This is a genomic window from Nordella sp. HKS 07 (assembly GCF_011046735.1).
Classification (GTDB): domain Bacteria; phylum Pseudomonadota; class Alphaproteobacteria; order Rhizobiales; family Aestuariivirgaceae; genus Taklimakanibacter.
Window position 1 is genome coordinate 58,045 of the sequence record NZ_CP049258.1, and the last position, 26,316, is coordinate 84,360.

General features: G+C 63.4%; 22 protein-coding genes and 1 pseudogene. 16 read left to right on the top strand and 7 right to left on the bottom strand.

Annotated elements, in window-relative coordinates:
• The first annotated feature begins 22 nt into the window (after positions 1-22).
• The 12 genes and pseudogenes from G5V57_RS00215 to G5V57_RS00265 all read left to right on the top strand — a co-directional run bounded on the left by G5V57_RS00215 (position 23) and on the right by G5V57_RS00265 (position 12,196).
• Entirely contained in the window at positions 23-1,411 is a 1,389-nt protein-coding gene (locus G5V57_RS00215) for an NAD(P)/FAD-dependent oxidoreductase (RefSeq protein ID WP_165165549.1), read from the top strand.
• A complete protein-coding gene (locus G5V57_RS00220) occupies positions 1,408-2,616 on the top strand; it encodes an NAD(P)/FAD-dependent oxidoreductase (RefSeq protein ID WP_206530150.1) in 1,209 nt (402 codons plus the stop codon). Before G5V57_RS00215 ends, G5V57_RS00220 begins: the two co-directional genes overlap by 4 nt.
• Positions 2,613-4,025 (top strand): FGGY family carbohydrate kinase, encoded by a 1,413-nt coding sequence (locus G5V57_RS00225; RefSeq protein WP_165165550.1) that lies wholly within the window; start codon positions 2,613-2,615, stop codon positions 4,023-4,025. The genes G5V57_RS00220 and G5V57_RS00225 overlap by 4 nt, the downstream gene beginning before the upstream one ends.
• Positions 4,026-4,071: 46 nt before the next feature.
• Entirely contained in the window at positions 4,072-4,908 is an 837-nt protein-coding gene (locus G5V57_RS00230) for a Ku protein (RefSeq protein ID WP_165165551.1), read from the top strand.
• Positions 4,909-4,910: 2 nt separating this feature from the next.
• Positions 4,911-7,378 (top strand): annotated as a pseudogene (gene ligD / locus G5V57_RS35015) (DNA ligase D).
• Positions 7,379-7,555: 177 nt separating this feature from the next.
• A complete protein-coding gene (locus tag G5V57_RS34720; protein ID WP_256378634.1) occupies positions 7,556-7,687 on the top strand; it encodes a hypothetical protein in 132 nt (43 codons plus the stop codon).
• Entirely contained in the window at positions 7,684-8,277 is a 594-nt protein-coding gene (locus G5V57_RS00240; protein WP_165165552.1) for an SIMPL domain-containing protein, read from the top strand. Before G5V57_RS34720 ends, G5V57_RS00240 begins: the two co-directional genes overlap by 4 nt.
• 81 nt (positions 8,278-8,358) lie before the next feature.
• Positions 8,359-8,652: a hypothetical protein gene (locus G5V57_RS00245; RefSeq protein WP_165165553.1), complete on the top strand. Its 294-nt coding sequence runs from the start codon at positions 8,359-8,361 to the stop codon at positions 8,650-8,652.
• A 101-nt stretch (positions 8,653-8,753) separates the two neighbouring features.
• Positions 8,754-9,722 carry a hypothetical protein gene (locus tag G5V57_RS00250; RefSeq protein WP_206530153.1) on the top strand — a complete coding sequence of 323 codons (969 nt, stop codon included), beginning with the start codon at positions 8,754-8,756 and terminating at the stop codon, positions 9,720-9,722.
• A 33-nt stretch (positions 9,723-9,755) separates the two neighbouring features.
• Positions 9,756-10,535 carry an SDR family NAD(P)-dependent oxidoreductase gene (locus tag G5V57_RS00255; protein WP_165165554.1) on the top strand — a complete coding sequence of 260 codons (780 nt, stop codon included), beginning with the start codon at positions 9,756-9,758 and terminating at the stop codon, positions 10,533-10,535.
• Positions 10,532-11,122, top strand: coding sequence for an SDR family oxidoreductase (locus G5V57_RS00260; protein WP_246737474.1), 591 nt, complete (start codon positions 10,532-10,534; stop codon positions 11,120-11,122). The genes G5V57_RS00255 and G5V57_RS00260 overlap by 4 nt, the downstream gene beginning before the upstream one ends.
• Positions 11,123-11,170: 48 nt before the next feature.
• Positions 11,171-12,196 carry a LacI family DNA-binding transcriptional regulator gene (locus G5V57_RS00265; protein WP_165165555.1) on the top strand — a complete coding sequence of 342 codons (1,026 nt, stop codon included), beginning with the start codon at positions 11,171-11,173 and terminating at the stop codon, positions 12,194-12,196.
• Between the two features lie 221 nt (positions 12,197-12,417).
• Here the strand turns inward: G5V57_RS00265 and G5V57_RS00270 are convergent, their stop codons facing one another.
• Genes G5V57_RS00270 through G5V57_RS00285 form a run of 4 tightly spaced genes read right to left on the bottom strand, consistent with a single transcriptional unit; the run spans position 12,418 to position 16,226 of the window.
• Positions 12,418-13,581: a mandelate racemase/muconate lactonizing enzyme family protein gene (locus G5V57_RS00270; RefSeq protein ID WP_165165556.1), complete on the bottom strand. Its 1,164-nt coding sequence runs from the start codon at positions 13,579-13,581 to the stop codon at positions 12,418-12,420.
• Positions 13,582-13,591: 10 nt separating this feature from the next.
• Complete coding sequence (locus tag G5V57_RS00275) at positions 13,592-14,581, bottom strand: transketolase family protein (protein ID WP_206530154.1); 990 nt, start codon at positions 14,579-14,581, stop codon at positions 13,592-13,594.
• Between the two features lie 3 nt (positions 14,582-14,584).
• Entirely contained in the window at positions 14,585-15,427 is an 843-nt protein-coding gene (locus tag G5V57_RS00280; protein ID WP_165165557.1) for a transketolase, read from the bottom strand.
• Between the two features lie 4 nt (positions 15,428-15,431).
• A complete protein-coding gene (locus G5V57_RS00285) occupies positions 15,432-16,226 on the bottom strand; it encodes an SDR family NAD(P)-dependent oxidoreductase (RefSeq protein ID WP_165165558.1) in 795 nt (264 codons plus the stop codon).
• 102 nt (positions 16,227-16,328) lie between these two features.
• On the opposite strand from G5V57_RS00285, the gene G5V57_RS00290 reads away from it, so the two are divergent.
• A complete protein-coding gene (locus tag G5V57_RS00290) occupies positions 16,329-17,549 on the top strand; it encodes a mandelate racemase/muconate lactonizing enzyme family protein (protein ID WP_165165560.1) in 1,221 nt (406 codons plus the stop codon).
• A 42-nt stretch (positions 17,550-17,591) separates the two neighbouring features.
• On the opposite strand, the gene G5V57_RS00295 is transcribed toward G5V57_RS00290, so the two are convergent.
• The 3 genes from G5V57_RS00295 to G5V57_RS00305 all read right to left on the bottom strand — a co-directional run bounded on the left by G5V57_RS00295 (position 17,592) and on the right by G5V57_RS00305 (position 20,648).
• The gene (locus G5V57_RS00295; RefSeq protein WP_165165562.1) at positions 17,592-17,957 is read right to left on the bottom strand and encodes a response regulator transcription factor; all 366 of its coding nucleotides are present in this window, start codon (positions 17,955-17,957) and stop codon (positions 17,592-17,594) included.
• 70 nt (positions 17,958-18,027) lie between these two features.
• A complete protein-coding gene (locus G5V57_RS00300) occupies positions 18,028-18,642 on the bottom strand; it encodes a response regulator transcription factor (protein WP_165165564.1) in 615 nt (204 codons plus the stop codon).
• The gene (locus tag G5V57_RS00305) at positions 18,642-20,648 is read right to left on the bottom strand and encodes an ATP-binding protein (protein WP_165165565.1); all 2,007 of its coding nucleotides are present in this window, start codon (positions 20,646-20,648) and stop codon (positions 18,642-18,644) included. Before G5V57_RS00305 ends, G5V57_RS00300 begins: the two co-directional genes overlap by 1 nt.
• Before the next feature lie 366 nt (positions 20,649-21,014).
• Here G5V57_RS00305 and G5V57_RS00310 point away from each other — a divergent pair, with 366 nt between their 5' ends.
• The 3 genes from G5V57_RS00310 to G5V57_RS00320 all read left to right on the top strand — a co-directional run bounded on the left by G5V57_RS00310 (position 21,015) and on the right by G5V57_RS00320 (position 26,249).
• Positions 21,015-22,568, top strand: a complete 1,554-nt coding sequence (locus G5V57_RS00310; RefSeq protein WP_165165567.1) for an arylsulfatase — start codon at positions 21,015-21,017, stop codon at positions 22,566-22,568.
• 262 nt (positions 22,569-22,830) lie between these two features.
• Complete coding sequence (locus G5V57_RS00315; protein ID WP_246737475.1) at positions 22,831-25,224, top strand: thiamine pyrophosphate-dependent enzyme; 2,394 nt, start codon at positions 22,831-22,833, stop codon at positions 25,222-25,224.
• 14 nt (positions 25,225-25,238) lie between these two features.
• The gene (locus G5V57_RS00320; RefSeq protein WP_165165569.1) at positions 25,239-26,249 is read left to right on the top strand and encodes an NAD(P)-dependent oxidoreductase; all 1,011 of its coding nucleotides are present in this window, start codon (positions 25,239-25,241) and stop codon (positions 26,247-26,249) included.
• Positions 26,250-26,316: the final 67 nt, after the last annotated feature.

Genomic DNA, 26,316 nt, shown 5'->3' on the forward strand with positions numbered 1-26,316 from the left:
CGGTCACGCGCAGAGCGCATTCATGCCCCATCAGGTGCCAGCATTGTCGGGTCGCTTCGACGTCGCCGTCATCGGCGCCGGCGTCATCGGTTGCGCGATCGCCCGGCGTTTAGCGCTTGCCGGTGCCCGTGTCGCCGTTATCGAAAAGGCGATCGACATTCTTGACGGCGCCTCCAAGGGCAATTCAGCGATCCTGCACACGGGCTTCGACGCGCCGGTCGGCTCGCTTGAGCAAAGCTGTATTGCCGCCGGATATGAGGAATATCTGTCGATCCACGGGCGGCTCGGGCTGCCGCTTATCCGCTCCGGCGCGATTGTGGTCGCCTGGACCGAAGAGGAGGAAGCGATTCTGCCTGCACTGATCGAGCAGGCCCGTCAGAACCGGATAGAAGACGTCGAATTCCTGTCCGGCACCTCCTTGCGCGTTGCCGAGCCGGGACTGAGCTCACGGGCCCGCAGCGGCTTTCGCATACCACGCGAATATCTGATCGATCCATGGTCGGCGCCTTTCGCCTATCTCCTGCAGGCTTGCGAGAACGGCGCCGAGATCCTGCGCGGCGCCGAAGTGATCGGAGGACGGCGTGACGGCGACTGGCATTTGGAAACGACGCGCGGACCGGTGCAGGCGGGACTGGTCATCAATGCCGCCGGACTCTGGGGAGATCTCCTCGATGAGAGACTGATCGGGCGCCGGGACTTCCACATCAAGCCACGCAAGGGCCAGTTCATCGTCTACGATAAGCCCGCGGCGGCGCTCGCATCGCATATCATCCTGCCGGTCCCCACCAAGGTGACAAAGGGGGTGGTCGTCTGCCGCACCGCCTTCGACAACCTGCTGGTGGGCCCGACTGCCGAAGATCAGGATGATCGCGAGCACGCCGTCCTGATTTCCGAGACGCTTGCGTTACTGCAACGGCGCGGCGAGGAGATCCTGCCGGGCCTGAAGGATCATGTCGTTACCGCCATCTATGCCGGCCTGCGGCCAGCGACCGAATTCAAGGACTACCAGATCCGTTCCCATGACGGGCTGAGCTACATAACCGTCGGCGGCATACGCTCGACCGGGCTTTCCGCGGCATTGGGCATCGCCACTCATGTCGAGCGTCTCGCCGGCTTGGCGCTGACGCCGCCAGTAGCACCTGTCTGGCCGACGGTGCCCAACATCAGCGAGCATGCGGCCCGTGACTGGCAGCGCGAGGGTAACGGTGGCGTGGCCTGCCATTGCGAGATGGTGACGAGACGCGAAATCCTCGCAGCGCTCGAGGGGCCCCTGGCGGCTCGCTCGCTGGCCGGGCTCAAACGGCGGACGCGGGTGACGATGGGGCGCTGCCAAGGGTTCTTCTGCACGGCGGAATTGTCTCGACTGACGCAGGACCGTTTCGATCGCGCAATGGCGGAGATGGCCAAGTGAGTCTGCCGGATGAAGTCGATGTCGTGGTGATCGGCGCGGGCCCCGCCGGCCTCGCCGCGGCGACGATGCTCGCGTCAGCCGCCCGCGTGCTCGTCCTTGACCGCGAAAGCGCCGCCGGCGGCATCCCCCGGCACTGCGGGCATTTTCCATTTGGCCTTCGCGAGTTCCGCAGGTTGATGAGGGGACCCGACTATGCGCGCGCCCTCGTTGCCCGCGCCGAAGCTTCGGGAGTGCGGATCGAGACGGCCGTGAATGTCGTGAGACTTCATCCGGGGCCCCGTGTGACCGTGACTTCCGACAAAGGGCTGCATGAGATCAGAGCGCGGCTCGTGCTCCTTGCAACAGGCGTGCGGGAAACCTCGCGCGCCCAGCGCCTGATCGGCGGGGAAAAGCCGGGCGGCGTCCTGGCGACCGGCGCGCTGCAGGGACTGGTCTACCTCGAGGGCAGACGTCCATTCCGCCGCCCTGTTATCCTGGGAACCGAGCTTGTCTCCTTCTCGGCGATTATGACATGCCTTCACGCCGGCATCCGGCCGGTCGCCATGATCGAGCCCAATCGCAGTATCACCGCGCGATGGCCGGCATCGATCTATCCATGGCTCAAACGCGTGCCCGTTCATCTATCGACCCGGATCCGACGTATCGAGGGCCATGAGCATGTGGAGCGTGTCGTGCTCGAAGGCCCGCGTGGCGAAAGTATCCTCGACACCGACGGCGTGATCGTCACCGGCCGCTTCCGCCCCGAAGCAACGTTGCTGGACGCCAGTCATCTGGAGCGCGACCCGGCGACCGGCGGCCCCGTGGTCGACAACTTCGGGCGCTGCACGGATCCCTCTTATTTCGCCGCAGGCAACATGCTGCGCCCGGTGGAGACAGCCGGCTGGAGTTGGGCCGAGGGCGTCGCCATTGGAAAGGCCATGCGTGCCGGCCTGGAAGGTAAGCTTCCGGATGGCGAGCGCCACCGTGTCAGGCTCGTCGGCGATGCGATCGACTGGGTCCTTCCGCATGCCGTGCTCGCGCATGACGGCGCTGCTCTCGGTCGCTTCCAGATGCGTGTCAGCCGCCCGGTATCAGGGCGCCTTTCACTACGCGTGGCCGGGTCGGAATATGCATCCCGTAGAATCTCCAGCCGTCCCGAGCGGCGCATCACGCTGCCTTTGCCGCCAAGGGACGGCCCATTGGAAATCGTGTTGGAGGAAAGATGAGGGCGCTCGCCATCGACCAGGGCACTACGTCGACACGCGCTCTGCTGGTTGACGAGAGTGGCGCAAGGGCGGTCCACACCGTCGAACACCGTCAGAGCTTTCCGGCCCCGGGCCACGTCGAACATGATCCGGCAGAGATCATCGCCAATGTGATCGCATGTCTTGCCGCGGCACCTGACGTCGACTGCGTGGGGCTGGCCAATCAGGGTGAGAGCTGTCTTGCATGGGATGGTTCGACCGGCAATCCCATCACCCCGGTGATCGTCTGGCAGGATGCCCGCACGGCGGCGACGTGCGATTCCCTCAAAAACAGCGGGGCCGAAGCATTGACCCTGTCCCGCGCCGGCCTGCCGCTCGATCCCTATTTCTCTGCATCGAAGCTCGGATGGATCATGACACATGTTCCGGAGGCCCGTTCGTTGCTGAAGACGGGACACCTGCGGCTCGGCACCACGGATGCCTTCTTTCGTGACCGGCTGACCGGAGCATTTGCGACCGATCCCAGCACAGCCTCCCGCACCAGCCTGCTGAGCTTGGCCACGGGAGTCTGGGACCCCGAGCTTTGCGCCCTGTTCGGCGTTCCGATCGAAGTTTTGCCGGAAATCCGGCCGACGACGGGTGATCTGGGAGCGCTGCCGGGCGGCTGCAGGCTGACCGCCTCGATGGTGGACCAGCAGGCAGCTCTCTATGGCCACGGCGCACGCAAAGCCGGAGATGCCAAGATCACATTCGGGACAGGCGCCTTCGCCCTTGTCCTGACGGACAGTCCGGCTTCGCCTGCCGGGGTCCTGCCCACAATCGCTTGGGCGGAGGACGGAATGCCGCCCGTCTATGCGCTGGACGGTGGCGTCTATGCTGCTTCATCGGCCGTCAACTTCGCGCGCCAGCTTGGGTTCTTTGCAGACTTCGAAGAAATCAATCATTTCGAGGCCGATCCTGCCATCTCGCGCGGCATTGTCTTCGTTCCGGCGCTCGCCGGTCTCGCCTGCCCGCATTGGGACCGCGCCGCGCGGGGCGCCTGGATGGGTTTGTCGCTTGCGACGACCCGCAGCGACATGGCGCAGGCCGTGCTGGAAGGCGTCGCGTTTCGCATGGCGGAGGTGATGGCCGCGATGTCGACTGCGGCTCCGGCCTCCGTTCCCGTGAGCATAGACGGCGGCATGAGCCGGAATCCCTGGTTCTGCCAGTTTCTGGCCGATGTGCTTGGCCGACGCTTGCGAATTTCCGACGAACCGGAGCTCACCGCGCTCGGATGCGCGCAGCTGGCGGCGCGCGGCGCCGGCGCGGAGATCGTGCGGCCACCAAAAGGTCGCCTTCTTCAGCCGCGCCCCGTCCCGCGCGCATGGCACGACACGTTCCGTGCCGCTCGCGCGGCGGTCCAGACGATCGGAGCCAGGGATCGGGCGTAAGAACCACCCGCCCGGGAACCAACTGCGCGCTCTGCCGTTTCCCTGTATGCGTGCATTCTGGAAGGGACATCTGCGTCTATCCCTCGTCACCATCGCCGTCGAGCTTCACACGGCGACGGAAGCTTCGGCGCGTCCCAGCCTGCATCAGATCGACAGGAAGACCGGCAAGCGCATCCGCTACGAGAAGATCGTGCCGGGCAAGGGCAAGATCGATGATGAAAACATAGTGAAGGGCTTCGAGTTCGGTTCCGGCAAGCATGTGATCCTGACTCCCGAAGAGCTCGACAAGATCAAGCTCGAAACGAGGCACAGCATCGATCTTGTGCAGTTCGTCGACTATTGCGACATTGATCCGCGCTATTTCGAGCGGCCCTACTATCTCACTCCTGCCGACGACGTGTCGGCGGAGGGCTATGTCGTCATACGCGAAGCGTTGAAATCCGCGAAGAAGGCGGGCATCGGCCAGATTGCCATGCGCGGCAAGGAGAACCTGGTCGCTGTCCGGCCATGTGGCGACGGGCTTCTGCTCGAAACCTTGCGCTACGCCGATGAACTGAAGAAGTCCGACAAGGTCTTCTCTCACGTTCCGGGCAAGCGTCCGGCCAAGGAGATGGTCGAGCTCGCCACGGAGCTGATCGAGCGTAAATCCGGCCCCTTCAAGCCCACCGCCTTCAAGGATCATTATGGCGCGGCGCTCAAGGCGCTGGTGGCAGAGAAGCGCAAGCATGGCACGGTCACCGATGCCGAAGAAGACGAAGCGCCGCGACCCAAGGGCGATAATGTCATCGATCTGATGGAGGCCTTGAAGAAGAGCATTGGCGGCAAGGGCGCCGGCGCGCCGAAACCGCGTAAAGCGGCGGCGAAAAAGAAAGCGCGCCGCTGACCATGTCCCCGCTAAGCCCCGATACGCTGAAGGTCTATCACCGCAAGCGCGATTTCACCGCGACGCCAGAGCCGCGCGGCCGCATCTCACCCCGCAAGGGCCGCTCTTTCGTCATTCAGAAGCATGATGCCTCGCGCCTCCATTTCGACTTCCGTCTCGAGCTCGACGGCGTCCTCAAGAGCTGGGCGGTCGCGCGCGGCCCGAGCCTCGATCCCGAGGAGAAACGCCTGGCGGTGCGCGTCGAGGATCATCCTCTCGACTATGGCGCCTTCGAAGGCACGATCCCAAAGGGTCAGTATGGCGGCGGCACTGTCATGCTGTGGGACGAAGGCGAATGGGAGCCCGAAGGCGATCCCCATATTGGTCTCAGCAAGGGCAAGCTCAGCTTTACTTTGCATGGCAAGCGGCTCAAAGGCGGCTTCGCTTTGGTGCGCATGCGCAAGGACCGCGCCGGCGGCAAACGCGAGAACTGGCTTCTGATCAAGCAGCGCGACGATGAGGCCGACGCGAAGCTCGACCCGGTAAAGGCCTGGCAGACCAGCGTCAGGACCAGGCGCAGCATGGCCGGTATCGCCGGCAAGGCCAAGCGCAAGACCGGCGGCCCGCTGGAAGCCTCGGCATCTATCCTTCCGCCTTTCATCGCACCCCAGCTCGCTTTTCTTAAGGAGCGGCCGCCGGAAGGAAAGCAGTGGATCCACGAGATCAAATATGACGGTTACCGCATTCTCGCCGCGGTGGCTGGCGACGAGGTCCGTCTCTATACCCGCAGCGGCCAGGACTGGACCCGCAAATTCACTGCCATCGCCGATGCCTTGCGGAAGCTGAAGGTGCGGGCCTTGATCGACGGCGAGGTGGTCGTCTTCGGCGCGAGCGGACGCACCAGCTTCTCCGCCCTTCAGCAGGCTCTGTCGGAGGGTGATGACGCGGCCTTGCGCTATGTGGTCTTCGATCTCTTGATTTTGAATGGCGAAGATCTGCGCCGTCAGCCCCTGAGCGATCGCAAGAAGAAGCTGAAGGTCCTCTTCGGCAGGAGGACAGCGCCGCTTCTTTATGGCGACCACCTTACCGGCAACAGCGACAAGGTTCTGCGCGAGGCCTGCCGTCTCGGCGTCGAGGGCCTCGTGTCCAAGGACAAGACCAGCCCTTATGTGACGCAGCGCGCTCTGACCTGGATCAAGAGCAAGTGCCTCGGACGCTCCGAATTCGTCATTGGCGGCTATCGCCCCTCGGACAAGAAACGCAGCTTCGCCTCGCTGCTCGTCGGCGAATATGACAAAGGCGGCCGGCTTCTCTATCGCGGCCGTGTCGGCACCGGTTACAACGAGGCGATCCTGCGCTCGCTCGGCGCCAAGCTCAATGCGCGGGAGATCGCCAAGCCGCCTTTCCTCGAAGTGCCCCGCGCCATTCGCGGTCGCGCCCGCTGGGTGAAACCCGATCTCGTTGCCGAGATCTCCTTCACCGAACGCACCCGCGACGGCATCCTGCGCCATCCTGTTTTTCTGGGGCTGCGCGCCGACAAGCGGGCGCGCGAGGTGACCGGCGTCGATCGAAAGGAAGCGGAGACATGAGCGAGGAGAAAGCCGTCATTGTGGGCGTCACCCTCACCCATCCCGACAAGGTTCTCTATCCCGAGGTCGGGCTCACTAAGCGCGAGCTTGCCGCCTATCTGGCCGCGGTCGCGAAGCCGTTGCTGTCCCACGCCGCGAACCACCCTTTGAGTCTGGTGCGCTGCCCGGATGGCATCGGCGACAAATGCTTCTACCAGAAGCACCTGAGCGCCAGGATGCCGCGCGGCTTCAAGATGGTGAGCATTCGCGAGAAGGACGGCGGCAAGGCGGACTATCTCTATATCGACGACACGGCGGGCCTCGTCGGCGCCGCCCAGATCGGCGCCTTGGAGCTGCATGTCTGGGGCGCCCCGAAGGACGATCTCGAGCACCCCGACCGCCTGGTCTTCGACCTCGATCCGGATGAAGGGCTCCCCTTCGCCGAAGTCAGGACGGCGGCGGGTGATCTGCATGACGTGCTCGCCGCCGCCGATCTCGAGAGCTTCGCCATGATCACCGGTGGCAAGGGCATTCATGTCATCGCCCCGCTCTCCGGCCGCAATGATTGGGACGAGGTGAAGACCTTCGCTCAAGGTATCGCCCAGGGCTTTGCCGACCGTGAACCCGATCGTTTCGTCGCCACCGCCAGCAAGGCCAAGCGCAAAGGCCGCATCTTCATCGACTGGCTGCGCAATGAGCGCGGCGCCACGGCGATTGCCCCCTATTCGCCGCGTGCCCGCAAGGGCGCCCCGGTCGCCGCACCCGTCGGCTGGAAGGAGCTCGCCCGGCTGGGCGGCGCCAATGCCTTCGACACCGTTTCCATGCTCAAACGGTTGAAGCGGCTGAAGGCGGATCCCTGGCACGGCTACAAGCACGACCAGCGTATTGGCAAGGCGACGATCGCGGCCGTCGCCGCTGCGTAAAATCGTGCGTGATCAGGAAAAGTGGACGCCGGTTTTCCGTCCGATCACGCACCTCACTTGAGATTCCGATCACGATCACTTCAGATCGAGGCAACGTGAAGTGATCGTGATCGGTCGCCATAGCGCCGCCGTAATCGGTCCCCATGTGATGAGCCGGTTCATACCAGGAGTTTCTTCATGGATCGCCGCTCGCTCGCTGCTCTGGGTCTTACCGGCCTTGTAGCCGCCGCAACTTTCGCCACCCCGTCCCAAGCCCAGGAGTCCAAGACCATGCCGCGCGTTTTTCCCTCACCGGTCACGGCGAGGTGAAGTCCAAGCCCGACATGGCGGTCGTCAATGTCGGCGTCATGTCGCAGGCCAAGACCGCGCGCGAGGCGCTGACCGAGAACACCGCGGCCATGCAGAAGATCTTCGCCGCCCTCAAGGCCGCCGGCATCGAGGACAAGGACATCCAGACCTCGAATTTCAACGTCAATCCGCGTTACCAGTACGATCAGAATAATGCCCAGCCGCCGCGCGTAGTAGGCTATGATGTGTCCAACATGGTCTCGGTGTCGGTGCGCAAACTCGACACTTTGGGTCAGGTGCTCGACACGATGGTGAGTGAAGGGTCGAACCAGATCAACGGCATCGGCTTCGTCATTTCCGATGACGAGAAGCTTCAGGACGAGGCGCGCAAACTCGCCGTCGCCGACGCCGAGCGCAAGGCCAAGCTCTATGCCGCGACTGTCGGAGTCACGCTCGGCCAGATCATGTCGGTGAGCGAAGGCAACTTCCAGCCGCCGCAGCCCGTATTCTACGGCAAGGCGGTGCGCCAGGATTCCGCCGGCAATGTTCCGGTCGCCGCCGGCGAGCTGACCGTCGCCGCGGATGTGAACATCACATGGGAGATCAAGTAACGGTAATAGACCGTTGATTTGACTCGGATATTGCGGATCGGCCGGGAGGCGTCCCGGCCGGGCCGTTCAAGGAGGTAGATCATGGCTATCCGTCACTTGATCATCTGCGCGATGCTCGCAGCCTTCATGCCGGTCGCGGTGCCGGTCTTTTCCGACACGGCCCAGGCCGCGACGCAAACCACCACCAAGAAAAAGAAGAAGAAGCCGGCGCCTAAGAAGACTGCGGAGCCGCAGGTAAAGAAGAACTTCGGGGCGCCGCGTCCTGGCGAGCCGAATGCCGGCTGGACCGATGATTGCCTGTTCTATTACCAGGTCTATGGCCGCACGCCGCCCATCTGCGGCAAATATGGCCGCTCCTTCATGACGTGGGATTGAGCATCAATTCTATACGGAACAGGATTACCGCTGCTGACTTGTCTTGTCACTGAATTGGGATAACTCTTTCGCCTTCCGCTCAACCAGCGCAGAGCCCCCTCATGCCCGTCTGTGAAGCAGACCCCTGGCGCCTGCAATATTTCGAGAACGTCCCTTGCCCGGCCGATGTCAATATCCCGACCGAGGATTGCGACGCCTGGATCTGGAATCCGCGCGAGAACTGGATCTACGACAAGTTATGCGTGGCGCAGAGCCAGGGGCTCGATTGCGGGCCGCACGGCGTCATGCCGAAGCGCTTCCCTGTCTTCTCCAAGCCCATCATCAATTTGAAAGGCATGGGGGTGGCGAGCGGCGCGTTTCGCTCTCTCTCCGACTATGAGAGGGGCTACACACCCGGCCATTTCTGGACGGCACTTCTGACCGGCGAGCATGTCTCGACCGATTGCGCCATCGTCAAGGGCGACATCCGCTGGATCAGGCACACGACCGGCACGCCCTTCGGCGATAATGGCATGTTCGATTACTGGACCATCCATGCCGCGGACCGCGGGGACCTCGAAGCCTATATTCGCGGCTGGGCCGGCGAGCATCTCGACCGCTACACCGGCATGCTCAATGTCGAGACCATCGGCGGCCGCATCATCGACGCCCATCTGCGTTTCGCCGATCAATGGCCCGACCTCTATGGTCCGGGCTGGGTCGCCGCGCTGGTCAGACTCTATGCGGAGAAGCGCTGGTTTTTCCCCGAGGAAGGCGAGCGGCGCGACGGCTATTCCGTCGTGCTCTTCGGCCGCCATGGCCGCAATCACCGCCACCCCTCGCCGGCAAGCGTCGCCGCGGTGCGCGCCATGCCCGGAATATCGAGCGTACAGATCACCTTTCACGAGACGAAGCCGGCCGAAGACCATGCCGCACCGCCGGGCGGCTTCCGCCTTGCCATCATCAATGCACATGATCGCGAGATGGGTTTCGCCGCCCGCCGGCTTCTCGCCAAGGCCTTTCCGGCGGAGGACCTGCACGTCCCCGCCGAGGACAACTGGCCGGTTGAACAGACGGCACAAGTATTATAATAGCATAAGGACTCTCGGGGAGGAGCCCGCTTCATGCGCTGTGATTTGAGCGGCCAGGTTGCTTTCGTCACCGGCGGCGCGGGTGCGATCGGCCGCGTCGCGGCACGGCGGCTGGCCGACAATGGCGCCAGCCTCGTCATTGCCGACATAGATGGCGACGGCGCCCGAGAGATCGCTTCCGGCCTCCCCGACGCCTTGGCGGTCGCTGTCGATATCCGCGACGGCACTGCCGCCGACCGCGCTGTCGCCGCCACGCTCGAGCGCTTCGGCCGCCTCGACATCCTTATCAACAATGCCGGGGTCAACACGCTGAGCCACCGCGTCGCCATCGACGAATTCCCGCCCGAAGAGTGGGAGCGCATCACCGGCATCGATCTCGACGGCCTCTATGTGATGAGCCGCGCGGCGCTGCAACCCATGCTCGCCTCCGGGCGCGGCGGCCGCATCGTCAATATCGCCTCCGTCGTCGGTCTCGCCGCCATGCGCCTGCAAAGTCCCTTTGTTGCCGCCAAGGCCGGCATCATCCATCTCACCCGTTCGATGGCGCTCGAGCTCGGATCGCGCGGCATTCTCGTCAACGCCATAGCACCCGGCTCCGTCCTTACCGAGCTCACGGCAAAGCTCTTTTATGGCGAGGACGGCAAGTTCGCGAGCCGGGCGCGCGATTTCATGGCCCATGTACCGCTCGGCCGCCCCGCCGAGCCGCGCGAGATCGCCGAAACCATCTTGTTTCTCGCCTCCCCAGGTGCGAGCTACGTCAATGGCCAGGTCCTCGCCATCGATGGCGGCTGGACGGCGGGATATATGATGTGACCGCCGCCATGCAGATCGATCTTCTGGATACAGCGATTGCTGTTCTGGGTGAAAACAATGCCATCGCACGCGCCGCGACCGCGGCCCTCACCGCCAATGGTGGCCGGATCGTCGCGGACGCGCCGCGCGCCGACATTCTGCTCGTCTCCTGTCCGCTTGTTGCCGCCGCACCGCAAGGCGATCTCTCTGCGCTGCTGCGGGACGCGCGGGCCGCCGCGACCGCGATGAGCGCGCGCGACCATGGCCGCATCCTGTTCCTGCTGCCGGCGCTCGCCGCCTTGCCCATGCGCCGCCATCCCCTCTATGGCGCCGAGATGGCCGGAATACTGGCTTTGATGCGCGGCCTCGCGATGCAATTCGGGCCCCGCGTCCTCGTCAATGCGGTGGGCCTCGGCCCGATCGCGGAAGAGACCCTGATTGCGGGCGATCCGGCCCAGCTCAGCCATATACCGCAGGGCCGCCCCGGCACGATCGCCGAGGCCGTGGCGGCGATCCTGTTTTTCTGCGATCCGCTCAACACCTATACGACCGGGCAGATGCTCGCCGTCGACGGCGGCTGGAGCGCCGGCTACGGGCGTAACTTCTAACCTTCATCACGCTTGGCGGCGCCGTCGTGATGAGGCTACAAGCGAGCCATGGTGGAGAAAAACGGCAAACGCGGCACGGCCAAGCTCGGGGTGCGCGAGATCGCCAAGCGCGTCGGCGTGGCGCCGATGACGGTGTCGCGCGCGCTGTCCAATCCCGACATGGTCTCGCCCGAGACCCGCGCCAAGGTGCTCGCCGCCATCGACAAGGCCGGTTTCGTCCCGAACCGTCTCGCCTCGAGCATGCGCGGCAATGGCCGCATGATCGGCACCGTCGTGCCGCCGCTCATCAATTCCGGCATTGCCGATCAGGTGCAGGGCATGTCGGACGAATGCCACGAAGGCGGCTATTCGATGCTGCTGGTCCAGGGAGAATTCACCCAGGAAGCCGAGGAGACGGCGATCCGCGCCCTGCTCGGCTGGCGCCCCGCCGGCATGATCCTGCAGAGCTTTGTGCAAAGTGCCGCGGCGCGCGCCTTGCTCGCCGGCGGCGGCGCGCCGGTGGTCGAGATCTCCGAGATCAAGGGCCGCAAGCCGATCGACATGGCGGTCGGCGTGTCCAATTTCGAAACCGCCTATGCCATGACCATGCATCTGGCGGCCAAGGGCTATAAGCGCATCGGCTTCGTCTCGACCCCGATCCACGGCAATGACCGCCTGCGCCAGCGCCGCACCGGCTATCATGCCGCACTGGCCGAGCTCGGCATCGCCAACCATGACGACATGGAAGTCGAGGTGCCGATCACCGCCAAGGGCGGCGCCGACGCCTTGCTCGAGCTCATCGCGCGCCATGCCGATATCGACGCCATTTTCTTTTCAAGCGACACGCTGGCTGTGGGCGCGGTGCAGGAATGCCACCGCCGCGGCTGGGCGGTGCCCGGACGTATCGCCATCGCCGGCTATGGCGACATGGACATCGCCGCGCAGCTCTTCCCGCCTCTCACCACGGTCAGGGTCGACCGCTACGAGATGGGACGGCGCGCCGTGCGCCAGCTCCTGGCCCGTTTGAATGGCGATGCCAAGGTGCCGACCGTCACCAGCATCGGCTTCGAGATCGTCGACCGCGACAGCGCGTGAAACGGGCCCCAGACTCGTTTAATTTTCCCTTCTCCCGCCTGCGGGAGAAGGTGGCGCGAAGCGCCGGATGAGGGTGTACTTTGCGAAGCGAAACGAAGGTCGTTGAAGAAGCCGCACTATTGAGACAACACCCTCACCCGCCCTGTCGGGCACCCTCTCCCGCCAAGCGGGAGAGGGGGAATACTTGAGACAGCTCGCAGGTAGGGAACGTCACAGAAGTTTCACTTCTCCCGCCGCCCCAGCCGCCTTTCCCAGCCTCCCTCATGCACATTGAGATAGGCGTTGGGATCGTAGGGATGCCGGTCGATCTCATCGATATTGAGATCGATGCCGAGGCCTGGCGCATCGGGCAAGGACAGATGGCCGTTCGCCGGATCGATCCCGGGATGCCAGGTGACGAGATCGCGCGTCCAGGGATCGTTGAAGGCGTCGAAATGCTCCTGGATCAGGAAATTCGGCACCGCGGCGGCAAGCTGCAGGCAGACCGCGGTCGCTACCGGCCCGCCGCTCTGATGCGGCGCGATATGGCTGCCATGGGCGAAGGCCAGATTGGCCACTTGCAGGCTCGGCGCGATGCCGCCGAGCGACATCGGCTCGGGCTGAAAGATATTGACGCCGCCGCCCGCCGCCAGGGTGTAGAACTGCCCGACCGTGTCATACATCTCGCCCGTCGCCACCGGAATGGGCGAGCGACGCGCTACCTCGTGCACCGTCTCCTGCCGGTCGCGTGAGGTCGGCTCCTCCCACCAATAGATGTCGAGATCGGCGAAGCGCTCCGCCGCCTGAAGCGCCGCGATCTCGGTGAAGCGCGCATGCACGTCGATAAGGATCCGCGTGTCGCCCGGCAGGCCGTCGCGCAGTTTGCGGCAGATCGCATAGGAAAGCTCGAGCTCCTCGCGCGACAGAAAACCCTGCGCCGCACCGAAGGGATCGAGCTTGAGCGCCTTGAAGCCCTTGTCGATCACAGCTTTCGCCGCTTCCAGGAAGGCTTCCGGCGTGCGTTCGGTGCGATACCAGCCATTGGCATAGCCCAGCACCGCGTCGCGCATCCGCCCGCCCAGAAGCTGGTGGATCGGCACGCCGAGGCTCTTGCCGAGAATGTCCCAGCTGGCGACCTCGATCGCGGCGATCACAGTGCGATGGATGTGGCCGCCGTCGAGCGACACGCTGTCGAGCAGGCGCTTCGCCAGCGCATTGATGCGGCGCGGATCTTGTCCGATGGCCAGGTGCTTGAGCTCATGCACCCCCGCTTCGGTCGTCTTGATGAAACCGTTGAGCGTTCCCTCGCCCACGCCATGGATCCCCTTGTCGGTATGGACCTTCACGAACAGCCAGTTCTTCCAGCCGGCGCCGACGGTGAAGGTTTCGATCTCCGTGATCTTCATGGCAAGCTTCCTATCTCACGGCAGTGATCTTCTCGACGATCGCCGCCGTCGTCAAACCGTAGCGCGCCTGCAGCGTCGGTACCGCACCGCATTCGATATAGCGGTCCGGCAGGCCGATCCGGGTGATCTTGCGCGCCACGCCGGCGTCGAACAGGGTCTCGGCGACGAGGCTCGCAAGCCCGCCCGCCACGACATGGTTCTCCGCGGTGACGAGATGATCGACATGCGCCGCGAAATCCGCCACGGCGTCGTGATCGAAGGGCTTGATCGTCGGCACATGCAGGACGCCGACGCTGATGCCGCGCTTTTCGAGCTCCGCCGCCGCATCGAGCGCGCGTTCCGTCATCAACCCCGTCGCGATGATGCCGACATCTTTGCCTTCGCGCAGCTTGCGCGCCTTGCCGATTTCGAAGCGATAGCCGGGATCGAGAACGACCGGTACATTGCCGCGCAGCAGCCGCATATAGACGGGGCCCGGATGATCGGTGATCGCCGCCGTCGCCGCCATGATCTCGGTCGCATCGCAGGGATCGATGACGACGAGGCCGGGGATCATCCGCATCAGCGCCAGATCCTCGATCGCCTGATGCGTGCCGCCATAGCCGGTGGTGATCCCCGGCAAGCCGGCGATGATCTTCACATTCAGGTTGGAATGGGCGAGCGCTATGGCCACGAAATCATAAGCGCGCCGGGTCGCAAAGACGCCATAGGTGGTGGCGAAAGGCTGCTTGCCGGCCCGCGCCAGTCCTGCCGCCACCGCCACGAGATTCTGCTCTGCCATGCCGACATTGAAGAAGCGCTCCGGGAAGGCGTCGCGGAACGGATGGATGTCGGTATATTTGCCGAGATCGGCGGTGAGGCCGACGATCTCCGGCCGCGTCTGGGCCAGCTTCGCCAGGGCCTGGCCGAAGGGCGCGGTGATGTTCTGCCGTCCGCCGCCGGTCGCCTCGTCCTGCCCCATGGCGAGGGTGCGGCCGGCCTGTTTCGTTGGTGCACTCATGGCTCAGCCCCTCACGCTGTCTTCGAATTCGGCGATGATGCTGTCCCATTGCGCCACATCGACACTGAAGAAATGCGATTTCGGGCTCGCCTCGATGCGCGCCGCACCCTTGCCGGGCTTGGTGCGCAGCACGATCGCCTTGGGTTTGCCGTTGCGGCTGCGCGTGCGCGCCAGGGCATCGCTCACCGCTTGCATGTCGTTGCCGTCGATTTCGATCGTCTCCCAGCCGAAGGCACGCCATTTGTCGGCGACCGGCTCCATGTCGAGCACCATCGGCCCGTCCGCCTGGATGCCGTTGCAATCGATCAGCGCGACCAGGCGGTCGAGACCGAAATGGCTTCCCGCCATCGCCGCCTCCCAGGTCGAGCCCTCCTGCATCTCACCGTCCGACAGTTCGACGAAGACGCGCGCGTCGGAAGCAGACAGCCTGACGCCGAGGGCTTGGCCTACGCCCTGCCCGAGACCATGGCCGAGCGAGCCGCCGATCACCTCGACGCCTGGCGTCGTGTCGAGCGTCGACATTTCGAGCCGGCTGTCATCGGCGCCATAGGTGGAAAGCTCGGAGAGCGGGATGATCCCCGCTTCGGCGAGGGCCGCCCACAAGGCGATCGAATAATGTCCGGTCGAGAGCAGGAATCGGTCGCGGTCCGCCCAGTCGAGATTGCCGGCGTCATAGCGCATTTCATGGAAGTAGAGCGCCGCCAGGAGATCGGCGATGCCGAGCCCCTGGCCGATATAGCCCTGCCCCTGGCCGCGCGCCATGGTGAGCATGTGGCGGCGCAGGCTGGTCGCGCGCCGCTTGAGATCTGCGACATCGGCGTCGCCGGGTGGAGAATTGCGTGCCATGAGATCAGTCCTTGTCGAGTCCGCCGGACATATTGAGCCGCTCGGCGGTCATGTAGGCGGGCGCATCGAGCGCCAGCCAGACGACGGCTTTCGCCACTTCGCCGATCTCGGCGCGCCGGCCGAGCGGAATGCGCCGGGTGCGCTCGTCCAGAAAGGCCTGCAGATCGTCGCGGCCGTTGATGCGGGCGAGTTCGACCTCGGTCGAGCGCTGCATGTCGGTGTCCATCATGCCGGGCGCCAGGCTGTTGACCAGAACGCCATAGGGCGCGAGTGCCACGGCGAGCGCGCGCGTGATCGAATCGACGCCAGCCTTGCTCGCCGTGTAGGCCGTATAATCGGGCAATGCCATGCGCGAGCCGGGCGAGGTGATATTGACGATGCGCCCCGAACGTTGATCACGCATCACCCGCCCCGCCGCCTTGCAGGCCATGGCGAGTGCCGTGACATTGAGCGCCATGGTGCGCGTCCAGCAGGCGAAGGTGGACTCGAGAAAGGGCTCGATGGCGCCATAGCCCGCATTGTTGATGAGGATATCGATGCCGCCCCAGCGCGTGACGACCTTCTCCACCGCGGCCTCGGGCGCGCCCTCACGGGTGAAGTCGCTGACGATCGCCTCCGCCTCGGCCCCTTCAGCGCGCACGAGTTGCGCTGTCTCGGCGATGCCGGCTTCATTGATGTCGGTGATGGCGACGGCGGCACCCCGCCTTGCCAGTTGCAGTGCCACTTCGCGGCCGAGCCCGCCGGCGGCGCCCGTGACGAGCGCCCGTGGGCGCGTCTCATTCTTCGGTTTGTCGGTCATCTTGACGATGACTGATACCGGTACCATAAATCTCTGTCAACGGAGAGGTCGCGCATCCTGCAAGGTTCGCTATCATTGGCGACGCATTCGGAGAGGGAAAACATGAAGATCGTCGCCATCGAGACCGTGCAGATCGCGGAGTTTCCTTTCCTCTTCTGGCTGCGGCTCTATACCGATGCCGGTATCGTCGGCACCGGCGAGACCTTCTGGGCGCCGGGGCCGGTGGCGAGCTACATTCACGATCATGTCGCCTCCTATCTCCTCGGCAAGGATCCGCGCGACATCGAGCTGCATGATCGCACGCTGGCCAGCGTCTATGTCGGCGCCCGCGACTCGGGCGCCGAACTGCGCGGCAATTCGGCCGTCAATATCGCGCTCTGGGATATTTACGGCCAGGCGCTTGGCGAGCCCGTCTGGCGCCTGCTCGGCGGGCGCACCCACCATAGTGTCCCGATCTACAACACCTGCGCCGGTTATGGTCATGTCAGGGCGACGAAGCGCAACGCTCTCTTCGAGCGCACCGAGGACTGGTCGCTGAAGCCCGGGGATTCGGCCGAAGGGCCTTACGAGGATCTTCTGGCCTGGCGTTACAATGCCGGCGAGTTGGCCAAGAGCCTGTTTTCCGAAGGCATCGGCGCCATGAAGATCTGGCCCTTCGACATCGCCGCCGAGGCGTCCAACGGCACGCGCCTGTCGCTGGCCGATCTCGACAAGGCGCTCGCGCCCTTCGCGAAGATTCGTGAGGCCGTCGGCCGCGAGATGGAGATCATGGTGGAGCTCCACGGCCTGTGGACCCTGCCGCCCGCTCTGCGCATCGCCGAAGCGCTGAAGCCCTATGACGTGGCATGGCTCGAGGAGCCGATCCGCTACAACGAGCTCGACGCCTTGGCCGAGCTCGCCCGCCACACGACCATTCCGATCGCCGCGAGCGAGCGGCTCGCCACGCGCCAGATGTTCAAGCAGCTGATCGACAGGCGCGGCGCCTCGGTGATCATGATCGACCTGGCCTGGTGCGGCGGCCTTTCCGAAGCCCGCAAGATCGCCAACATGGCCGAAGCGAGCGAGCTTCCGGTGACCTTGCATGATTGCACCGGGCCCGTCGTCTACGCCGCGAGTTGCGCCCTGTCCGCCACGCTGCCTAATGTAAATTACCAGGAAGCGGTGCGCGCTTATTACACCGGCTGGTACCGCGAGATCACCGACGACATCCCGGTTGTGACCGCCGGAAAAGTGGCGCCTTTGGAAGGACCGGGCCTTGGCCTCAGCCTCAAGCCGGAGCTGTTCCGAAGATCGGATGCAACGGTCCGCAAGACCGCGCTGTGATCCCCTCTCCCAATTTGGCCGAAGTCGGGGTGAGGGCTCCATCTACTTTGCGGCATCAATGGCCGCAAGCAACGCCGCGTTGCTGAACGGTTTCGAAAAAAATGCAATGGCACCGGCAGCTTCGCAACGTTCTCGTGTTCCGGCATCGCCGCGCGCAGTAATGATGATCGCCGGGACTTCCACACTCGTGAGTTTCAGATGCTGAAGGAGTTCGAGGCCCGTCATCCCGGGCAGCTGCAGATCGATAATCACGCATCTCGGCAACCCATCCGGCAGCGCGGCGACGAACTCCTCCGCTGTAGCATACGTCTTCGCTTGAATTCCGCGAACACGTAGCAAGCGTCTCAGAGCCTTCAACACGGACGGGTCATCATCGACAATAGCGATCCAACCGGAAGCCTTCGCCATAAGCCGGATTATGCGGCTGCTCTATCCGGGATGTCGATCTGATCCTTGGACCAGTAGGCTCCATCTCCTCCTATTTTGTAATGCCGGCCTTTTGCGCCATTCGCACGAGTTCGGCAACTGTCCTCACCCCCAGCTTCCTCATCACGGCACCGCGGTGCAACTTGATGGTGTTTAAGACCGTGCCAAGATCGCCGGCGATTTGCTTATTGAGACGTCCGGCGACAACGTGGGCGAAGACCTCGCGTTGACGAGGAGTCAAAGTCGCAATCTTCGCTGCAATCGATGCCAGTTCGGTGTCCATCTGACGAGTCTTCGCATCCTCTTCCTGGGCGCGGGCTATCGCTGCCAACAAGTCCTGGTTGCTCATGGGTTTGGTGAGGAAATCGATGGCGCCGGCCCTCATCGCGCGTACAGTTATCGGAATATCGCCCTTTCCGCTGAGAAAAATGACTGGTCGATGCGATCCGCCTATGGTCAATGCCTGCTGGAGCTCGAGACCGTCGAGGCCGGGCATGGCGACGTCCAATATGGCGCACCCTGGAATCGTCGCATCGTGGTCTGCGAGAAACTCGTGAGGCGAGGTATATGATTGAACATGATACCCCTTGGTACGCAGCAGTCGTGACAACGCCTTGATCAGTCTGGCGTCATCATCGACAATGAATACCGTGAACGTCCTTTCCATCACTTAGCCGTCGCGAACATTTGCTCGGTCGGCAGCGACAGTTCTGCGACCGCCCCGCCAGCCACATCGTTCGAAAGTGCCAGACTTCCGCCATGAGCCCGAACGATCGTTGAACAGATGGTCAGGCCGAGGCCAAGACCATGAGGCTTGGTGGTATGGAACCGCTCGAACAATCGGCCCTGCTCCGAAAGGGGGATACCAGTACCGCAATCCTTCACAAGCACTTTAACCCTCCCAGCTCCAGCCGCGTGCGTCGAAAGCATGACGAGCCGCCGCTCCTGGGGTGTGGAGGCCATAGCATCCATTGCGTTCATGATGAGATTCAGGAGGACCTGCTGCAGCTGGACCGGATTGCCGAAGGTCACCGGAAGGGCGTCTGCGAGATCAAGCTTGACATTGATCCTGCGGCTGATCAACTCGCTGTGAAGCAATGCGAGGGTTGATTTGATCGTATCATTGATATCGACCTCTTCGAACTTCCTTTCGCTCTTTCTCAGGAGGTTGCGCATACGCTCGATGACTTCGCTCGCCCTGCGATTGTCGTGAACGATATCCTCGAGAACACCGCGAACCTCGCCGAGGTCCGGCGAGTTCTCCGCCAGCAGATCGAGCCCTGTTTCGGCGTTCGACTGGACTGCAGTGAGAGGCTGGTTGATTTCATGGGCGATCGCGCCCGAGAGCTCGCCTAGCGCGGAGATACGGGTCAGATGCGCAAGCTCCTGGCGTTGCGCTGCCGCTTCGTTTTCTGCTCGTCGTCGTCTGCGGTTCTGAAAGAGAACGTAGGCAATCAGGAATGTCTGTGCGATGATGAGCGCTGCGGCAGCCGCGATGTGCCAGCGGTATTGCTTCCAGGCGGGTGGCGACCAATTCACGATGTCGCTGCCCTCGGGAAGGTTCGCGAAAGACAGCGACAGACGTTCCAATACGGCTCCATCCACGACATTGTGACTGGTATCCCCGATATAGGGCCGGATGCTGGATGCTTTCTCGCCGCCGAGCACGCGCAGGGCTAGTCGTGCGGTCTCTTGTCCCACTGCCTCGAAACTATCGGCATAAACGCCAGCAACTCCGGTGCCAAGGAAGGAATCGTAGGGCCCAAAGATCGGCGCCGGCGAGACCTCGGCAAGCATACGGAGGACATCGCGAGGTACGAATTGCCTACCTGCGCCATCTTCGAACACGCTGAGATAAATGACGATGGTCTGAGGCGGCAGCGCCTTGATTTTATCGAGCAGCTCCCCGACTGGAAGTCCGGCAAGATAGGTCACGCGGTAGCGATCCTCGAAAGGCTTGAACGCTTCGTGCGCAGTTTTTTTCCAGTTACGGTCGAACTCGGCGGCACCGCTCACGACGACGATATCCATCGCGTCGGGCATCAGCCGCCTGGCAAGTTCGACTACCTTTCGAACGTCGAGCTCGCTCAGAATTCCAGTACTGTTCGATAGGTTTGCAATGGACGGATCGTCAGGGGGGACTTGGGTGAAGATGATCGGTGCCTCGGGGGCGAGCGTGCTCCGTTCCCTACTCAGTAGCATGATTGCATCGTCCGCTATCCCAATCATCAGGTCAATTTTGAGATCCCGATACTTGTCGCGGAGGTATCGGGAATAATTGCCGGACGTCCAAATCTTTGGGAAGCGCATTTCATCGAAATACTCGGTGTAAAGACGGACAGTGGAGCTTTCAGAAAATCCCGATCGCAGTCCGCGCGCAACAAGTTGCATGGCCGGCAGCTCGGAGTCGGCCGAAAAGACGATGAGTACGTTCGGCTGACGGCTATCCGCCTCGGCATGGGCCTCGATCGCCGTAAGACAGTTGATCGCAAAAGCTAAAACGATGAGAGATGCCTTGTGAGCGCCATTCGGCGAATGTATGCGTCGCCGGGGTGCACCCGCGCATTTAATTGAGCCAAACCAAGGAGATGCAAAGACCGACAGCCGGGTCTCGGCGAACGTGCGGAGCGCGCGCTCTACGCTAAGGGCAAGAGAACGACGGCGGACCCGCATGTCACCCTACTGGCCGGGATGATACCCACGCCCATCATACGCGATCCGAAGACTTCAATGAATACCAGTGGCGTCGTCCCCTAGGGACCCCAGCGGGTTTATCGTGGGCGGTATCGGGCTGATCCTGGTCCAAGGTCCACTGGTCCAAGGCACAGTAGCGCCCCGTAATTTTGTTTGGAATCATCCGGGAAGGCCGCACCACATGGTGCCTTACGACCGAAGGAGCACGGTGATGAGCAACAGTGTTGCCCCCGACCGTTCCCAGCCCCCCGCAGCCTCAGCCGGCGCAATCTTCTCCTGGCCGGCACTACGCTTGCCGCAGTGACCGCCCTTGGTGACGGAAGTGTATCGCCGATCAGGAAAGCAATGGCCCAAGTGAAACGTCCCAACATCCTTGTCATCTGGGGTGATGACATCGGCATGTGGAACGTCGGTGCGTATTGCAACAGCATGATGGGCAAAACGCCGAACATTGACCGGATCGGCAAGGAAGGGATTATCTTCACGGATCACTACGGTCAACCGAGCTGCACCGCGGGACGCGCGGCCTTCATCACCGGTCAACTGCCCGTGAGGACAGGCATGACCACGGTCGGAATACCAGGGTCGAAGCGAGGAATACAGAAGGAAGACCCAACTCTGGCCGAGGTGCTGAAAAGTCAGGGATACGCCACCGCCCAGTTCGGCAAGAACCATCTCGGCGATCGCAATGAACATCTGCCGACCGCCCATGGTTTCGACTACTGGTTCGGCAACCTCTATCACCTCAACGCAGAGGAAGAACCTGAAGAGCTTGACTATCCCGGCCAGAAGAATCCGGAATACACAAAGATGTTTGGGCCACGTGGCGTTCTTCGCGTTAGCGTGATCGACATCGATGATCCAAGCGAGGATCCGAAATTCGGCCGGGTCGGCAAACAAAAGATCGAGGACACCGGTCCCCTGACGCGCAAGCGCATGGAAACTATCGACGCCGAGGTGCTTGATGAGACATTGAAGTGGCTGGATACCAACGGCAAGGCAGACAAGCCACTCTTTGTATGGTTCAACACCACTGCTGTCCACATCTGGTCGCACCCGCCACAGAAATACATCCAGATGGCGGTAGACGAGGGCCGTGCTGAAGAAGACGTCCTGCGCGCCAAGATGATCGAGCACGATGAGCATGTCGGCAAGCTGCTGCAGAAGCTGGATGATCTCGGCGTTTCCGATAATACCATCGTCATATACTCCACCGATAACGGCTTCGAGCTGCTGTTTTGGCCGGACGGAGGTTACGCGCCCTTCCGCGGAGAGAAGGGCACCACGTGGGAGGGCGGCGTTCGGGTGCCGTGCATGGTCCGGTGGCCCGGAAAGATTCCAGCTGGCCAGGTGTCCAACGAGCTCCAGAGTCACGAAGACGTCTATGTGACCCTTGCATCTGCCGCTGGACTGCCGGATCTCAAGGAAAAAGCACTCACCGGCGTCGAGCTCGGATCAACAACTTATAAGGTCCACCTAGATGGCTATGACAATCTCGATCATTGGACCGGCAAGTCGCAGAAGTCGGCACGTCGCGAATACTTCTACTATGACGAGACGGATCTGATGGCCATCCGCGTGGATGCGTGGAAACTCGCCTTCGGCGTGAAGAAGGACGGTCTATGGTGGAATGAAAAGAGTTACCCCAGCGTTCCTTATGTCTTCAACCTGAAGATGGATCCGATGGAGAAGATGGATCCTGAATCGCACGAATGGGGTTACATCGGGCGCAAGTTTGTTGCCTCGAAACTGTGGGCGCCGACAGCTGCCGGCCCGTTCTTGCAGATCCACCTTAAGAGTCTTGCTGACTATCCACCTCGCCAGGGTGCCGACACGTTGAGCATGAAGAAGGCCGTAGAGGATGCAATGAACAAGACCGCGAAGAAAGTCGGAGAGTAACCTCGGCCGACCGCCGTGCAGCTTCGAGATATACATCGCCCAGGTCATCTCCCATTGCGCCGCATGTTTGGCTTTCCGAAACTTGCGCCGGCCGGTGACTCCTTACATTGTCGTCGGCAAAAGTCCGGAAGGTGTCTGAATACATTGTGCGGAGCGCCGAAGAACCTTTGTACGCCTATAGACATTATGCTATTATAATATATCATTGCACCGGTGGCGGACAGAACAAGCCTGCGGGAAGCGGGCGGCAAGGGAGTTTTTGGTGTCCATTCCGGCGGCGCGCAGTCTCTATTCCACGGGCCAGCAGAATCTGCCCGACAGGCAGGTCCTGCTTGATCTCTTCGAGCGCATGGTCCTGCTGCGCCGCTTCGAGAGCGTCGCTCAGATCGCCTGCCGCAAGGGTGAAACGCCGGGCTTCCTGCACCTCTACCTGGGTCAGGAAGCGACAGGCACCGGCATATGCGCGCATCTGCGTCCCACCGACTGGGTGACTTCGACCCATCGCGGCCATGGTCATGCCCTGGCGAAGGGCGCCGATCCCGGCCGCGTGATGGCGGAGCTCTTCGGCAAGGTGGATGGGATCTGCGGCGGGCGTGGCGGCACCATGCATCTCTATGACCGCTCCGTCGGCCTGTTCGGCACCAACGGCATCGTCGCCGCGGGCATCGGCCACGCGGTCGGCATCGCGATGAGCGCGCGCCGGCGTGGTAGCAACGATATCGGCGTCGCCTTCTTCGGCGATGGCGCGGCCAATCATGGCGGCTTCCATGAGGCGCTCAATTTCGCGGCGGTGCAGAAGGCTCCCGCCGTCTTCGTCTGCGAGAACAATCTCTATGCGACGGCGACGCCGCTCAGATCCATTACCCTCAATCCGGAGATCGCCACCAAGGCCGCCTCCTATGGCATGCCGGGCGTCGCGGTCGACGGCAATGACGTCTTCGCGGTGTGGCTCGCGATGAAGGAGGCCGCCGAACGCGCCCGCGCCGGCAAGGGCCCGACGCTGATCGAGGCAAAGACGTATCGCACAGTCGGCCATCACGAGGGTGATCCGGTCATCGGCACCTACCGCAGCCAGGAGGAACTCGACGCCTGGATCAGGCGAGACCCGATCGACATGTTCCGCCAGCGCCTCATCGGGGAATATGGCATCGCCGATGCCGAAACGCTCGCCGGCATCGAGGATCGTATCGAAATGATCGTCGCCGGCGCGCTGGACTTCGCCCGCGCGTCGCCCGAGCCTGATCCTGCCAGCGTGCGCCGCCATGTCTTTGCCGATCCGATCAACCCGCCCGAGGCCCTTGCCCCCAGGGTAACCGGCGAGACGCGCCTGCAGGGTTGGCTCGAGGCGGTGCGCGACGGCATTGCCGAGGAGATGCGCGCCAATCCCTTCATCCTCTATTTCGGCGAGGGCACCGGCGAGCGCGGCGGCAGCTTCGCCCACACCAAGAATCTCTGGCAGGAATTCGGGCCCGAGCGGATGGTCGACACGCCGATCTCCGAACAGGGCTTCACTGCCGCCGCGATCGGCGCTTCGGCGACCGGTGCCCGCACCGTCTCCGATCTGATGTTCGCGGATTTCGCCTTCGAGACCGCCGGTCAGATAATCCTTCAGGCGGCGAAATTGCGCTACATGAGCAACGGCCAGATGAGCGCGCCCATGGTGGTGCGCGCCGGCGCCGGCGCGTTACGGAGTTCCGGGCCGCATCACAGCGGCATCTATCATCCGTTCTTCGCCCAGATGCCGGGCCTCGTCGTCTGCGTCCCCTCCACCCCGGCCGACGCCAAGGGCCTGATGAAGACGGCGCTGCGCGCTTCGGATCCCGTGATTTTGCTCGAGCCCAAGGCGCTCTTCGCCTCCAAGGGCGAGGTGCCGGTGGGCGATCATTACGTGCCCTTTGGCGTCGCCCGCATCGCCCGCGAAGGCTCCGACATCACCATCGTCGCCGCCGGCCAGATGGTGCAGCGCGCCCTCGAGGCGGCCGACGCGCTCCACGCCAGGGGCGTCGAGGCCGAAGTCATCGACCCGCGCACCATCATGCCCTTCGATATCGAGACGATCGTCGCCAGCGTGCGCAAGACGCATCGCCTTCTCGTCGTCGACGAGGCCTGGGCCATGTGCGGCATCGGCGGCGAGATCGCCCAGGCCATCAACGAGCTCGCTTTCGACGAGCTCGATGCGCCGCCGGGCCGGCTCCATACCGCGCCGACATCGCATCCTTTCGCGCCGGTGCTCGAGCGCGCGATGCTCATCGACTCGGGCCGCATCGAGCAAGGCGCCCTCGATGTCATCGCCGGCACGCCGCCCGTGCCCGATCACTGGTACGTCACCGGACTCAGGAGCGGGACGATAGCGCCGGCCGCCCCTGCCCGTCCGGCGCCGCAGGCGCCTGCTCTCGCACCCATTCCCGCAACGCCGTCCGACGACGAGCCGGTCACTATGCCCTTCGGCGACTTGACGGTCAGCGAAGGCAAGGTGGTGCGCTGGCTGAAGGCGGTGGGCGATGCGGTCAAGGCGGGGGAGCTGATCGCCGAGATCGAGACCGACAAGGCCGTCGTCGAAATCGAAGCCCCGTCCGCCGGCACGCTTCACCGCATCGATCAGCCGGTCGGCGCCGTCGTGCCGATGGGCGGGCGTATCGGCGGCATCAGAAAATAGGAAAGAGCATACCCATGAAGATCCTGTGCGCCAACTGGCAGGCGGATGATGATGCCGAGCTCGAACGTGAGCACTTTCCCGGCATCGACTTCATCCTCGCCCGCTCGACGAACGACAGGCCGGCCGAGATTTCCACCGCGATGTGTCAGGCCGCCGATGCGGTGATCAACTATTCACCCGCCCACAATATCGCCGCCCCGGCAGCCGCTTTTCCCAATGTGAGGATCGCGGTGCGCTCGGGCGTCGGCTTCGACAATATTGACGCCCCTGGCTGGGGCGCCCGCGGAATCCCCGCCTGCAACGTTCCCGATTATGGCACCACCGAGGTCGCCGATCACGCTCTGGCATTGGCGCTGGCGCTGACCCGCGGCACCTTCACCTATGCCAATGAGATCGCACGCGATGGGGCCTCGGGCTGGCATTTCGCCAAGGCGCCGCTGCTGCGGCGCCACAAGGGCGCGGTCTTCGGCATTGTCGGGCTCGGCCGCATCGGGCTTGCGGCGGCGCGCCGTGCCGCCGCTTTCGACATGCGCGTGATCTTCTATGATCCGCATCTTCTCTCGGGCGTCGATCTCTCGACCGGTTATGAACGCGTCCACGCGCTCGCCGATCTCATGCAGCTGTCCGATATCGTCAGCATTCACGCGCCTTTGAGTGAGGAGACGCGCGGCCTGATCGGCGCCGCGGCACTGGCGGCGGCGAAGCCCGGCCTCGTGCTCGTCAATACGGCGCGCGGCCCTATCGTCGAGCTCGACGCGCTGGAGAAGGCGCTGCGCCAGGGAAACGCGGCCGGAGCCGCGCTCGACGTATTGCCGAACGAGCCCGGCGATCTTGATCACCCGCTCATCGCTGCATGGCGCCGGCGCGAGCCCTGGATCGCCGACAGGCTCATCGTCACGCCGCATGCCGCATTCTACAGCCCCGCCGCCATGCGCGATCTCAGGCTCAAGGCGATCGAGGTCGTGCGCGCCTATCTCGCCGACGGGCGACTGACCAACTGCATCAACGGCGAGTTTCTAAGGTGACCAAGCGGCAAAAGGCTGGCCTCGACTTCGCGAAGCTATTATAAGGCCTCACAATGCGTGGCTGTCA